The sequence below is a fragment of the Neorhizobium huautlense genome, from assembly GCF_002968575.1.
Classification (GTDB): Bacteria; Pseudomonadota; Alphaproteobacteria; order Rhizobiales; family Rhizobiaceae; genus Neorhizobium; species Neorhizobium huautlense.
In genome coordinates this window covers 99718-112674 of record NZ_PVBM01000008.1, presented here as the reverse complement: position 1 = coordinate 112674, position 12957 = coordinate 99718, and the positions used below count along the sequence as shown (strand labels likewise).

At 58.8% G+C, this 12957-nt stretch carries 10 protein-coding genes; 4 read left to right on the top strand and 6 right to left on the bottom strand.

Annotation, left to right across the window (positions count from 1 at the left end; all coding sequences use genetic code 11):
* The first annotated feature begins 52 nt into the window (after nucleotides 1-52).
* Nucleotides 53-1936 (top strand): site-specific integrase, encoded by a 1884-nt coding sequence (locus C5L12_RS11350; protein WP_157949036.1) that lies wholly within the window; start codon nucleotides 53-55, stop codon nucleotides 1934-1936.
* 200 nt (nucleotides 1937-2136) lie between these two features.
* On the opposite strand, the gene C5L12_RS11345 is transcribed toward C5L12_RS11350, so the two are convergent.
* The gene (locus C5L12_RS11345) at nucleotides 2137-2448 is read right to left on the bottom strand and encodes a hypothetical protein (protein WP_105372150.1); all 312 of its coding nucleotides are present in this window, start codon (nucleotides 2446-2448) and stop codon (nucleotides 2137-2139) included.
* A 35-nt stretch (nucleotides 2449-2483) separates the two neighbouring features.
* On the opposite strand from C5L12_RS11345, the gene C5L12_RS11340 reads away from it, so the two are divergent.
* Nucleotides 2484-2699, top strand: coding sequence for a hypothetical protein (locus C5L12_RS11340; RefSeq protein ID WP_105372149.1), 216 nt, complete (start codon nucleotides 2484-2486; stop codon nucleotides 2697-2699).
* 242 nt (nucleotides 2700-2941) lie between these two features.
* On the opposite strand, the gene C5L12_RS11335 is transcribed toward C5L12_RS11340, so the two are convergent.
* From C5L12_RS11335 to C5L12_RS11315, 5 genes are all read right to left on the bottom strand, one after another.
* Nucleotides 2942-3757: an ATP-dependent metallopeptidase FtsH/Yme1/Tma family protein gene (locus tag C5L12_RS11335; protein ID WP_105372148.1), complete on the bottom strand. Its 816-nt coding sequence runs from the start codon at nucleotides 3755-3757 to the stop codon at nucleotides 2942-2944.
* Nucleotides 3754-5622, bottom strand: coding sequence for an ATP-binding protein (locus C5L12_RS11330; protein ID WP_105372147.1), 1869 nt, complete (start codon nucleotides 5620-5622; stop codon nucleotides 3754-3756). The genes C5L12_RS11335 and C5L12_RS11330 overlap by 4 nt, the downstream gene beginning before the upstream one ends.
* The gene (locus C5L12_RS11325) at nucleotides 5622-5855 is read right to left on the bottom strand and encodes a hypothetical protein (RefSeq protein WP_105372146.1); all 234 of its coding nucleotides are present in this window, start codon (nucleotides 5853-5855) and stop codon (nucleotides 5622-5624) included. Before C5L12_RS11325 ends, C5L12_RS11330 begins: the two co-directional genes overlap by 1 nt.
* A gap of 248 nt (nucleotides 5856-6103) precedes the next feature.
* Entirely contained in the window at nucleotides 6104-7252 is a 1149-nt protein-coding gene (locus C5L12_RS11320; RefSeq protein WP_245422847.1) for a hypothetical protein, read from the bottom strand.
* Between the two features lie 302 nt (nucleotides 7253-7554).
* Entirely contained in the window at nucleotides 7555-8733 is a 1179-nt protein-coding gene (locus C5L12_RS11315) for a hypothetical protein (protein WP_157949035.1), read from the bottom strand.
* 502 nt (nucleotides 8734-9235) lie between these two features.
* Here C5L12_RS11315 and C5L12_RS11310 point away from each other — a divergent pair.
* The gene (locus tag C5L12_RS11310; protein ID WP_245422844.1) at nucleotides 9236-10096 is read left to right on the top strand and encodes a restriction endonuclease; all 861 of its coding nucleotides are present in this window, start codon (nucleotides 9236-9238) and stop codon (nucleotides 10094-10096) included.
* Between the two features lie 181 nt (nucleotides 10097-10277).
* Nucleotides 10278-12956 carry a class I SAM-dependent DNA methyltransferase gene (locus tag C5L12_RS11305; protein WP_105372144.1) on the top strand — a complete coding sequence of 893 codons (2679 nt, stop codon included), beginning with the start codon at nucleotides 10278-10280 and terminating at the stop codon, nucleotides 12954-12956.
* The last annotated feature ends 1 nt before the right edge of the window (nucleotide 12957 follow it).

Sequence of the window (12957 nt, the reverse complement as noted above, 5' to 3'; positions counted from 1 at the left end):
GGATTTCCTCGCAAAACCTCTGTTCGCCAGCGGCCCTTGAGGAGTGAAAGTCATGCAGGTATCGCGCCTGGTACACCTTCCGGTACACGTCGGGGTATCGCCCGAGCCGTCGAATCAGACGCCGTCAGCAAAGCCTAAAGGCAGGGGGCCTGGTCCCTACCTCGCCAAATCAGGGTCCGTTTACATCTTCCAGATTAAGATGCCGAAGACGAGCGGCGGCACGCGTGCCATCCCTCCCTTGCGGCTCAGTCTCGGCGCCTGCTCTCACAGGCGCGCGAGACTTCTGGCCGATCTTCTGGCCGCGAAGGCCAGATTGATGTTCGATGAGATGAGGCACGGCAGAGGCATGCAGGACGATGACGACAGCGAGATGCGGGCACTTGAAACCGTCATCGAGATGAAGGGCGAGCTAAAGGCCTATCTCCGGATGATCGACCGCTCGGACGCACCAATCCCCGTCGAGGAGATGCAGAAGGCTGCTGGCATCCGCGACCTCGTCGACCTCAACCGGGAACTGGAGAAGCAGACCCGCGGCGAGCCGTTCAACGAACTCATCGTTGGAAACGCGGACATTTTGAATCTGTCGGCAATCGCAAAACTGTCTGCATCGTCTGCGCTCACGAACACCGCACAGCAACCGGCACGGAGCGTGAGCTCCATGTCGATGTCACATCAGACTGCGGACCGCGTCGAGCCAGGTATCCCTACTGAAAGCAATGTAGAAAGACCACCGGAAGATCCTCGCGACGCCAATGGGAGACTGATCCCCGCCTTCGAGTTGGACCGCCGGACGGTGTGGCGGCCAAAGTCAGATAAGAAGCGGCTGAGCGACGTCATTCCGACATATCTGTCTGGCCGGAGAAACTCCGGGGGAGCCAATATCGCCCGCGACCTTTCGACAGCAGAAAGTCGGCTTGCTCTCTTCATCGAATTGATCGGTGATCACCCCGTAAATACCTATGTTCCTGCGGATCTTCAGGCCTTCGTCAATTACATGCAGTACTGGCCAGGAGACAACAACCAGCGCGATCCGGAAATGACGCCCTGGCAGGTCATCGAAAATAACAAGGACCTTCACCTGAAACCGCTGGCAGAGAAGACACTTCAGGAAGGATATCTGGCCGTCATCAAGGCAGCTATCCGCTCCGAGATCACTTCTGGCGGTTTCACCGACCCCTTCGCTGGCGCAAAGATCAGAATTCCGAAGACGGCGGCGAGCCCACGTAAGGCAACACCCATTGGCACGTCAAAGATGAATACCCTGTTCAGGACGGGTATTGAGTCCGGGCTGATGGAGGACATCATGCTGCCGCTCCTCGGTCATCTCACCTCTCGACGCCTGGGACTGCTGATCCATCTGCGCGGAAACGACATCCGCGAACAGTTCCCGGAGGTATGGGTGGGGCAAGTGACGCGCCTCTCGCAAATCAATGGCATCTGGACCACCGTCCCGGTCAAGACACAGGACAGCGAACGCTACTTCGTTTTGCACGACTTCCTGAAGGAAATCGGGTTTATCGACTGGGCGAGCCGCCAGGGTTCGAACTTTCTGTTTCCCAACATCATGAAGCTTGTGGACCCGAGCAAGAGCGGCTCCTCCTATATGCAGCGGCTGTTCAAGAAAGCAGGGATCAAGCCCAAGGCCGGCGAGGAAAGCGTGGGTCGACGCGAGGTCTTCCACTCCCTTCGTGGCGGCAACATCCAGGACATGCGCGACTCGGGCGTCGATCCGCGCGAGCGCCGGGTGCAGGCGGGCCACAGCGCCGGAAGCGACGAGCACGACCTCTACGGCTTCGACGTCGCGACGGAAAAAGAAGCGCGCAAGCTGAAAGTCCTGCCGCTCGATCCCGAGATCGACTACTCGATCTTTCGTGGTCTGGATTTCGATGCGATCGCCAAGCGCAAGCGGGTTGCCGGTCCGCCGAAGCGGAAATGATTTCCCGAGTTGCGCAGAGGTGGCGAGCGCGACGTAGTGCACCCACCTCGGTGAACTGGACTGCTGCGTGCCCAAAAGGCTCCATAAAATCGATTCAGTTGCAAACGGCGTTTCACGAAGTAACGGGGGGACGAAGTCCCCGAATGTGAACGCCGTTTGCAAAAACTTGGTGATCCAGCAGAGCAGATGGCCAGAAATCGTCAGCCCCGCAGGTGAACCTTGCGGCGGAAAGGTTGGTCATCGCTAGCGTATCGATCGACGAGATCATCGAAGACTTCGTCGGCTGCCCGCTCGTCGAAGCCTTGGTCGACGAGAACCCCAACCACGGCGTCGGCCAGCTCTTCTATCCAGTCCGGCCGCTCCTGCTCGAGATAGCTGGTGATCGTCCAGAACAGCATGGCCCGCGCGACGTCGTCGCGATCCGGGCGCCGCTCGGCCCGATGCCGGTCCCGCAGCCGCTGCTGCCGTTCTCGCTGTTTGGCGTTCCGCTCTTCCAATGTCTGTCGCGCCATGTTATCTTCCCCCTGTTTTCATTGATGGCACTCTCATGGTCAGAGGACCGGCGGCACGGCGCAAGGCGTTTGTCGCCGAAACGGAATCATTGTGTTTTGAATCGGAATTCTGGAATTTCGAATCAAATGAGCGCAATTTGTTTGGGGTTGCGAGCACATTGAATGCCGTTGTCGGTAACCAACTGCTCGCCAGGCCGGGCAGTCTGACGATGGCGCTGGTCACTGCTGCACCGTTCGGCGTGATTGCCTGATTCGGATTTTCGGAACTTGGAATCGGTCGCCCGGAGATTGGAAACAAAAGTCTCGGGAAAAGAATCGTTTGCCTACAGCTTTGAATCGCTGCTCGGTTGTTCTGAATCCAATGATCGCAATTTGTTTCGCGTTGCGGGTGACGCGAGGCACATCGAGTTGATGTGCGGGCACTTCACGCCGAGGACAACGACCTCCGGACGGTCTGCCGCCGTGATCGGCGCGGCGGCAGACCGTGCGAATGCTACGCTGACGCGTTAAGGATTGCACCGACAGCCTGACCATCGAGCGCGTGGGCGTCGAAAAGTTCGCGGACAAGCCGGTCGAAGGCATGCCGGTTCTCCAGGATCACCTCCGTCGCCCGTGCCTGGGCGAACTCCAGCCGCCGATGCACACGCTCTGCCACATCGGCATCGCGGCTGAGGATCGCCGTTGGATCCTTGTGTTGGAGATAAAGCAGCGGATGGCGGCCACCAAAGCCCAGCGCCTGTTCCATATCGAGCGCAATGCGAGTTGCGCGTGCGAGGTCGCTCTGTTCGGCGCCGCCGGAACCAGCCGATACGGTCTTGAGCACGATGAGTTCAGCCGCGCGGCCAGCCATCAGCATGGCCAGCAGCCGCTCGTACCAAGCTTCGGTATCAGGTGCGTTGGTCGCAAAGGTCACGGCATTGTGGCCGCCGTCCTTGGCGTCGATCGTCAATCCCATGATCGACCCGAGCCGCAGAGCGTGATGAACGACCGCATGGCCGGACTCATGGATCGCAAAGCGCCATCGGACATCATACGGGACCGGCGGGCGGTGACCGCGGATGCCGGCTTCGACATCGGCATAAGTAAGGCGACGCTTTTCGCGGCGAGCTTTCAATCGCGCTTCGCGGACGATCCGTTCAATGTCGGCGCCAGTCAGGCCCATTGCTCGTGTTGCCAGACGTCGCAACGCCTGAAGCACTGGGTTATCATGCTCGGCCGTCTCTGGCGTGTCGATGCCGCGCTCGCCGTCATCCTCTAGGATGACCTCGATCTCGTCCATCGAGCCGCCAATTTTGGTGTTTCCCGTCATGGCTGACCTCCGATCTGGGTGTCCGACATGGCGACGGCATCGAGGTCGCTGCCCAGATGATGGGCGAGAATGCCTGCGAGCGTCGGAATGTCGGGACGCGGGATCTCGATGTGCGTTTCCAGCCGCCCCGAGCGACGGATCGCCTCATCGATCTCGTCCGGCCGGTTGGTAGCGCCGACCACGATGACGCCGTCAGTTTTCAGGGCGCCGTCGAGAAGCTCCAACAGCTTGTTGACGCAGGCGTTCCAATAGTCGGCGTAGGGTCGCGACGCCGAGGCACGCTGACCGATGCCGTCGATCTCGTCGATGAACAGGATGGACGGCGCCTGACGTCGGGCTTCCGCGAACGTGTCTGCCATACCGTCCAGCACATCATGCAGATACTCGCCCTGCAGCCATGTCGAGACAGAGGTGACGACCAGTGGCACCTGCAGCGTGTTGCAAAGCGCCCGTGCGAAGTTCGTCTTGCCTGTCCCCGGCGGTCCGGACAGAAGCAGCTTCGTGCTCATCTGCGACCAGGCGAGGTCTCCCGTCAGATATTCGGCAAGATCCACCTTCAAACCGAGCGCCCAGTCTCTCGCAGCTCCATAGCCGGTCAGCGTTTCGACTTGCAGCACTTGTGTCGCAGCCGGCGTCGATGCCTGCCCGATAGGCTCCGGCTGGATCACCTCGGCGCCGGTTGGCTTCTGTCGTGACCTGTCCTTGCGCTTGCCCTTGGACGATGTAGACGCCGATGAAGTGCGATCGCCGCTATTGCCACCATCCTGCGACGTCTGACCTCTGCGCTCGCTTGGGTTCTGCGTGATGAGACGTCGCGAGGAGGCCGCCTTGTCTTCGGCGCTTCCATCCTTTTTGTCTTCGCGGTTCAGCGCCGCCAGTCCGGCAAGCGCATCGAGGCTGGATAGGATTGGCCGGCCCATCCGAATGGCAATGGCGAGATCGTCGAGCGTGAGCGCACCGGCATCGAGTTTCGCGATGCTGCTGTCATGCTGCATGACTGGTTCGCTGCCATAGACAGCTTCCAAAAGATCAGCGATGAGCATGCGATCGATCCCGGCGCCCGTCATCCTGATATCGCAGGTCAGATCCACCTGAGCCGGAACGCCATTGTGTGTCTCCGACACGGCAAGCACCGGCGTGCCATCCGCCAACGCCCGCAGCAATTGTCCCCGCAGTGCGGCCCGGCTCGGGCGGTTGGTCTCGCCAGCCGGGACCTGCAGGAAGATGCGTCGGGTCTCGCTGTCTACCCACTTCCAAAGATCGTCGGTGAATGCAAAGTCCGCCGCCACACCGTTGTAGGGACCGTACGGCACGATGCCGGTGTCTTCGATGAGCTGCGACACGGCCCGCTCAAAGCCATCGGCGAGGACAGATACGGAGAAGACGGGTGCGGGCTGCCGCAGGATCGCGACCAGATCGCGCAGTGTGACGCCCGATTGCTCCAGTGCCGCGGCAAGCAGCAGCAAGGTGGCCATATGTTTGACGGTTGGCTTGTAGCCAGCCTCGGCAACAACACGGACCGCGTAGGTATCTGCCGCCGTGTCAGCAGCTTCAGTGTCTGCCGGATGCCGTCTGAGGTGATCTGGCCACGTTGGCAGGGCGGGAACTAGAAGAGGTTGGCCGTGACCGTCCTGTGGCCCCTCAATCAGGAATGCCGCAAGGTGATCGCGGATCCACTGGCGGTCCCGATCGGCGTCGCCGCAGAGATGGGAGGGATCGAAGGCAGGCCTGAAGCGGCCGATGACATGACCGTCGATGAGGGCGGTGCTCATCGTCAACAGGCCGTTGCGGACCGCGAGACGACGGACGGCACGGCGCTCAACATGGGCGAGACGTCGCAGGAGGAAGGAAGCCAGACGATCCATCAGCATTCCTCCTCGATTGCCGGATGTGCGGAAACAATTTCCGACGGCACGCCCTCGCGAACGGATGTCCAACGATTGGCGCCTGCCCTTCTGTTGAGGCAGTCGAGAACCAGCCGGCAGGCGGGATCACCGGACTGTGCATGGTGGCGGAGCCGGTCGAGCAGCACCGACGGAATGGCGCGCGTCTCCGATGAACCCTGCCGGGCAAACGCAAGAGCGAGGCCGATGATCAAAGCTGGGTCGTCCTGTGGACCCGGAGCCACAAGAGGTTGATTGGGTTTGGAAGCTCTCGAGCTGCTCCGCTTGAGGCGGGGTGACGTCGGTGATGCTTGGGTGGACATGATGTCTGCGGACATGGGGGATCTCCTCGCCGGTCCAGCTTTGATGGACGGCGTCTTCAGAGAATAATGGGAACGGGAAGAGGCTGCCGCGGCGTCACGCGCCGCAGCCATAGCCTCATCCGAGCGAAGGCTTTGTAGCATCAGGCGTCGAGCAGACGCCGGGCAAAGCCAATGCGGATATGCTCGGGTGGCCAGCAGACCATGTCATCCGCCAGCGCCTCCGGATCATCGCGACCATCGTCGTCATCATCGAAGCTCGATCCTTCGCAGTCGCCGCAAAGGCATCCGGGTCCGTGATCCTCAGTGTCGCCGGTGACGTCCTCACAGATCATCACGCGTGGGATCGCCCGCAGCGTCCCAAAGCGCCGCGTGTGGAGTGAGATCGTGGACGCGGTAATGGCTGGCGTCGGAGCAAGCATCCCTGCGTGATCGATCGCCCGGCGGGCCTCAGCCTCGAGAAGCTGCTGCACGCGGCGCCCAAAACGAGCACGAAGTTCCGCCATGCAGGCGGCCGCCCCATCGATCTCGAGAAGGTCATCAATTTCCGAGAGAGCCCAGACGCCCGCCGCATGATCGCTGGGACGACTGGCGCCATCGACGATCGCAACACCGACGGTCTCGACCATCAGCCGCTTCTGGGTCTTGTAGAGCCAGTCCGGCAAGATCATCGCCGACGCCAACATCCGGAGCTTCAGCTCTTCGAGCCGGCTGGTGTCGCCGTAGGACGCGAGCGAGCGCTTCAGGTCCAACACGAAGGCGGCACGCTTGGCGCGGTTCACGATGATCAGGTCCGGCGTGTAGCTCCCCTTGGCCGGTGCCTCGCAATCAAGCCGCACACCCTCGAGCTGGCGCCAGTCATTGCCGGCCACCGCCTCGATCGCGGCCTTCACCAACGGCAGTTTGATCGACTGCATCAGTACGATCAGATCCGGATTGACCTTGGCCAACCGTTCGACGGCCTGCTCGAGAAGCTTGCCTTCGCGGAAGCTGACGGCGCGCACGAGCGACGCAACATTGACGTAGTGCCCGAGGATCTCATCCTCGACCGGCTCACCGTCAGCGATCACGGCGATGGCTCTGTCGATCAGCACGTCGAAGTCGGCCTCGACGTCCGGATAACGCACCAGATGCGGGTGGCGGCGCAGCGCCGATGGTTCAGCCTGAACAGCGAAGTGCTCACCGAACTGGCGACGCGACGCCGAGCCGGCGACAAAAGACATGGTGGAGGATGCCGCTGACGCGGAGCGCAGAACTTCCCCGGCTGGGGTCTTGGCAGTATGAATAGTCACAGCCCGATTCCTTCTTCAACAAGGCTTGAGGGTCAGGCCCTTGTCGGTGTTCCACCACCGGCTTGGGCCGCTTGCTCCATCTCGTGGAGCCACCCAGTCCTGACAGGACCCGGACCGGATCTCAAGCACCCTGGAAGCGAAGAATGAGAACAGATCCTGAACGAGGTTAACGGCGGGCTCACGTTCGAATTCTGTCCGCGCGCGATGGTAAACGATCGGTGAAGCGCGATGAGGTTGCGCTGAGCGCGGCGCCAAACGCACAGCCGGAATCAAGAAAGGGGCCCGAAAGCCCCTTTCTTGATTCAGTCCGCCGACGCCTCGGCGGGTTTGCGCGTGAGCGCCTTTGGCTTCCTTAGTCCAGGCAGCCCTTCGGTCGAGCCGAAAGAAAGGACGTTGGAACCGGCAGTCTCAGATGCTCCACCCCTCCGGGTGAACATCGCCGGCGGTACGTAGTCCTCGAGCGTTTCATCCTCGTCCTCGGACGCATCGAGCCTCGGCGCGTCAACCCGCACGACGCCACCCAGCGCCTCCGGCCCAGTGCGCATCACCTGGTCGGGTGATTTCGAGGCAACGGCGGCCTCGATCGGCCATTCAGGCTGCTTCGCTCTCGAGGTTGCCCAATCGAGGAGCGGCAGCAGCTCCTGGCTCAGCCACAGTTCGAGCTCCTTCGCCTCAGGCCAAGCCTCTCGATCGCCCACGTCGTCGAGCGTCTCGAACACTTTGTGCCATCGGCTTCCAGGGGCAAGCTCAGTCGCGGAGAGCTTTCGGACGTCGATGTCGCCTGGTGCGTCGAGAAGCAGGACGTTGCCCAGGCTGCGCTTGGCAATTCGTCCCAACGGCTCAAGCACGGGGACGAGTACCTTCTTTTGAAGGCGCTTGCCCTGAGGTTTGCTTTGAAGAATGTCCTCCACAGTCTTGGCGAGAGCTGCCGCACTCTCAACGAAAGCGGCAACACCGCTCTTCGTCTTCATGTCGATCAGCGCCCGCAGTCCAGACAGACCGCCGACGTCGGGAAGCTCCGTTGCGGTGACCTCTCCGGAGGCTGCTTCGGAACCGTCCGCCAGCAAGGCTTTCACTTCACTGACGCGAATGCCGTCGTTCTCCTCCGCAAAAGCCAGGGCAGCCTCAACCTTTCCGTCCGGCGCGGACGCCAGATGAAAAAGAACCGTGGGGCTGACGGCCAGCTCGACCGCACGAGTACGGTACGGAGCGAGATTTCGAGCAACAGACCGATAGTTGCGCGCGGTCTTCGAGGAAATGTCGCATCGCTGCGATACCCATTTCTCGAAAGTACCCGGCTCAACGAGTTCGGACGCCTGCTCCAGCAGGTCGCCCAGCTCGAACGCCTGCTCCGTGGAGCGGCGTCCCAAAGCCTGGATGTTGAAGGCTGTCGCTTCCAACTCTTTCTTGCTCTGTGCACCGATGTTGAGCGCGTCGTAGTCAAAGCGGCCGGATACCGCTTCGTTCGTTTTCTTCGTCATGTCAAAGATCCTTGCGTGTTGCAAAAGCATCAACTGCACCTGTGCAATTGATATATAAATTATCACTTGAGATTAAAAGTAACTCAAGACGTATCAAAAGTTGTCCATCCAGTTTTTACTTAGGACTTTGAGGATATTTCATGCATTAATACTTAAACTACTTACTTTTGGGCACATTAAAATTTTTCTTACTTCTACCTGGCCAAAGCAACAAAACACAACCATAGGGCGCACCACCTTGCGCGCCGGTGCACGTTTTCGAAAACCTGCCGACCTGGTAACACCGGGACAGCTCATAGAGGCGCCACGATGTCAAAAGCGGTCGGATGGCAAGCAGGCACAGTTCGCAACAGCCGGGATCACCGACATCGTCAAGGAGCGGTCAAAGCGGAAATAATTTCCGGGCCGGTGGATCAGAGCCTACAGCTATAGCGTAGCAGCTTGACCAATCTTGCAATTTTGCGATGAGTGATGAATGTATCCCTGCGACAGGGGGATGTATATGAGTAAATCGTGGATGGTTCGCGCCGAGCGCAACGGTCGCTTGTTTGATGCGTTCAAGGAAAAATCTTTCGTTGCCATCGGCTGGCCCGCGCTGGGTGATCTTTCGCAAGCAAAAACGCGCAAAACCATCAGCGAGGCGCTTGCGAAATCCTATGCTGGTGCCAAGCCGCAGAGTCAGGCGATGGCAGCCGGCCAACTCCACCGCTTCGTCAATGAGATGAACATCGGCGATATGATCGTCACCTACGATCCGTCGCGCCGAGTCTACCTTGTAGGGGAGATCGCCAGCGCCTATCGCCACGACACCTCGATAAACCCGGAAGACACACAGGTCCGTTCGGTGCGATGGGATGGTGGGGTCAGCCGCGATCTTCTCTCCGTTGAAAGCCGCAATAGCCTCGGCGCCATATCGACCCTGTTTCGGCTATCCAGCGATGTCGCGGCAGAACTGAAGAAAGCTTTATCCGGCAATATCATAGCACCGCCTGAAAATTCGGTGGCTGTGGGCGAGGCTGTCGAAGAAGACCTTTTCGAATCCATGGCCAGCCGCGCCCATGAGTTCATCAAGGACAAGGTGAACGCTCTGAGCTGGTCGGAAATGCAGGATCTCGTTGCGGGTCTGCTTCGCTCCCTTGGCTACAAGACACGAATTTCTGATGCGGGACCCGATCAGAGTAAGGATATTGTCGCCTCGCCCGATGGCTTCGGCTTTGAGGCACCCCGCATTGTTGTGGAGGTCAAACATCGCAAAGGCTCCATGGGTGCGCCAGATCTGCGCAACTTCATCGCCGGACGGCATGATCTCGACAAGGGCCTTTACGTCAGCACCAGCGGCTTTACCCGCGAGGCCCCGATATGAGGCTGAACGCGCCCGTATCCCGACTGCCCTTATGGATCTTGATGACTTGGTGAAAAGCCTGCGTGAGCAGTACGATAAGCTCGATCTCGAAACCCAGCAGCTCATTCCCCTGAAGCGCATTTTCATTCCGGCCTGGGCCTGACGGAACTGCCTGCAACGATAAAAAGAAGCCTGACCTTTCATGATGAACCCCACCGAAATTGCCGACGCCCTTGATGCGATTGCCAAGGCGAAGTTTGACCCGACCGAATTCGGCTATGTCTTTGCGCAGGCGACGGATAATGCGCAGGCAACTATTGCCAAACTTCGGGTGGGCAGCACCAATAAATCGGACATTGCGGGCGGCGTTCTGCTGAACGGCAAGTTTCATTATGCCCCGGCCCTGCCGGGCATGGCGGCTGAAATGCTCGATGCGCTCCGCGCCTCCAAGCGCAATGTGAAAGCCAAGCCTGCAATTTTGATTGCCACGGATGGCGAGATGATTGCCGCCGAGCACCCGAAGTCCGGGGAAACGCTGCACTGCCCGTTCGCCGAGCTTGGTACGCATTTTTCCTTCTTCTTGCCTGCTGCTGGCAAGGAGCGGTACCGGGCGGCAGAGGAAAACCCGGTTGACATCAAGGCCACCGGCAAGCTCGCAAAGCTTTATGATGCGCTTTTAAAGGCAAACCCGGATTGGGCTGTGCCGGAGCGCCGCCATGCCATGAACCTGTTCATGACGCGACTGATCTTCTGCCTATTTTCCGAGGATGTGGGCGTTTTCAAGGAAGATCAGTTCTCCTTTGCCGTCTTCTCCTATGGCGGCAACAAGGGCGAACATGCGCGCGATGTGCTGGTGCAGGCCTTCGCGGCCATGAACCTGCCCAAAGGCCAGCGGGAGGGGCTGCCTGCCTGGACCGAAAAATTCGAATACGTCAATGGTGGGCTGTTTGCCGATTCTATCGAGGCCCCGGCGTTTGACCCCATCTCCTTCCGCTATCTGCGCGATGCCGCAGAGCTGGACTGGAAGCTGATCAACCCGGATATTTTCGGCTCGATGATCCAGTCGATTGCCGATCCCAAGGCCCGCGCCGAGCTGGGCATGCATTACACCTCTGTGCCCAATATCATGAAGGTGCTGGGGCCGCTGTTTCTGGATGATCTGGATGAAGCCCTGGACAAGGCCTGGGACAAGCCAGCGGCCCTAAAGGCACAGCTTCACCGCCTGTCGAAAATCCGGGTGTTCGATCCCGCCTGCGGCTCGGGCAACTTTCTTGTCGTCGCCTATCGGCAGATGCGCGAGCGCGAAATCCGCATTCTGAAACGGTTGGGAGAACTGGAGGGCAACGAGCATTTTGCCATGTTCTCCTCGGTCAGCCTCAACCAGTTCTACGGCATCGAGTTGACGGACTTTGCGGCGGAAACGGCTAAGCTCGCTCTATTCATTGCCGAGTATCAGGCCAATGCCCACTTTGCCGATGTGTTCGGGCGGATGCCGCCGCTGCTGCCGTTGCGGGATGGTGGTCAAATCAGGTGCGACAATGCTCTGCGGGTAAATTGGGATGAGGTTTGCCCGCCTCCCGTCGGGGATGAAGAGGTTTTCATTGCAGGAAACCCGCCGTTTTTAGGCTCGACTTATCAATCTAAAGAACAAAAGGCTGACTTAGCTCACGTCTTCGAGCGCGTAACGCTTAACTACGCAGCTTTCGATTTTGTTTCTGCTTGGTTTTTTAAGGCAGCTAGATATGTCGAGGGACGCTCAGCGCGTTCCGCATTGGTATCAACGAATTCAGTTTGCCAAGGCTATTCGGTAGCAGCACTGTGGCCACACGTCTTACAGCAGAATCTTGAGATATTCTTTACCAATAAAGATTTCAAATGGCGAAACAACGCTTCAGCAAATGCTGCGGTCATTTGTTCTATTATAGGAGTCAGAAACAAAATATCCGCCAAAAAGCTGATATTTTTTGAAGAATTGATTCAGAACGTTGAAAACATAAACGCTTATCTTGTGAATTGTCCCGATATATTTGTTGAAACCGAGCGTAGAAGCATTTTTGGACTGCCATTTATGGACTATGGCAACAAGCCGTCCGATGGAGGTTTCCTGATTATTTCTGCGGATGAACGGGATGACATCATCTCTACGCACTCTGTTGCGGAAAAATATATCCGTCCATACATGGGGTCGCAGGAGGTGGTGAATAATTACACGCGCTACTGCATTTGGGTCAAAGAAGACGAATTTGCAGAAGCAAGTGCAATCCCGCAATTCGCTGAGCGCTTTCAAATGGTGAGACAATTTCGGTTGGCGAGCCCTAAGAAGCCAACTCAGAAAATGGCCAATCGACCATACGAGTTCGACCAGATACGGATCGATCCTATCCAGTCATCAATTTTGATCCCCAGCGTTACGTCGGAGCGCCGACCATATCTGCCGGTCGAACGCGTCAGCGCCGGAGTAGTCTCATCAAATGCAAATCAGGTTCTCTACGACGCCCCCGACTGGTGCATCGCGCTGGTCGCGTCGCGTCTGCACCTCGTCTGGATCGCCACCGTCTGCGGCAAGCTTAAATCCGACTTCCGCTATTCCAACACGCTGGGCTGGAACACCTTTCCGGTGCCGAAATTCACCGCTGACCAATTGGAGCAGCTTTCGGCGTCTGCGCGGCGCATTCTGAAAACGCGCTATCAGCATTACCCCAAAAGCATTGCCGATCTCTACGACCCCGACAAGATGCCGGACGATCTGCGGGCCGTGCACCGGGAAAATGATGAGTTGCTGGAGAGCATGTATATTGGCCGCGCCTTTCGCAACGACACGGAACGGCTGGAAAAGCTGTTCAAGCTGTATGCGGCGCGGGTGAAGCAGGGGGCGAAGTAAA

Coding starts and splice junctions, on each gene's coding strand:
- C5L12_RS11350 (WP_157949036.1), top strand. CDS start 53: ATGCAGGTATCGCGCCTGGTACACCTTCCGGTACACGTCGGGGTATCG.
- C5L12_RS11345 (WP_105372150.1), bottom strand. CDS start 2,448: ATGGCGCGACAGACATTGGAAGAGCGGAACGCCAAACAGCGAGAACGG.
- C5L12_RS11340 (WP_105372149.1), top strand. CDS start 2,484: ATGGTCAGAGGACCGGCGGCACGGCGCAAGGCGTTTGTCGCCGAAACG.
- C5L12_RS11335 (WP_105372148.1), bottom strand. CDS start 3,757: ATGACGGGAAACACCAAAATTGGCGGCTCGATGGACGAGATCGAGGTC.
- C5L12_RS11330 (WP_105372147.1), bottom strand. CDS start 5,622: ATGGATCGTCTGGCTTCCTTCCTCCTGCGACGTCTCGCCCATGTTGAG.
- C5L12_RS11315 (WP_157949035.1), bottom strand. CDS start 8,733: ATGACGAAGAAAACGAACGAAGCGGTATCCGGCCGCTTTGACTACGAC.
- C5L12_RS11310 (WP_245422844.1), top strand. CDS start 9,236: ATGAGTAAATCGTGGATGGTTCGCGCCGAGCGCAACGGTCGCTTGTTT.
- C5L12_RS11305 (WP_105372144.1), top strand. CDS start 10,278: ATGATGAACCCCACCGAAATTGCCGACGCCCTTGATGCGATTGCCAAG.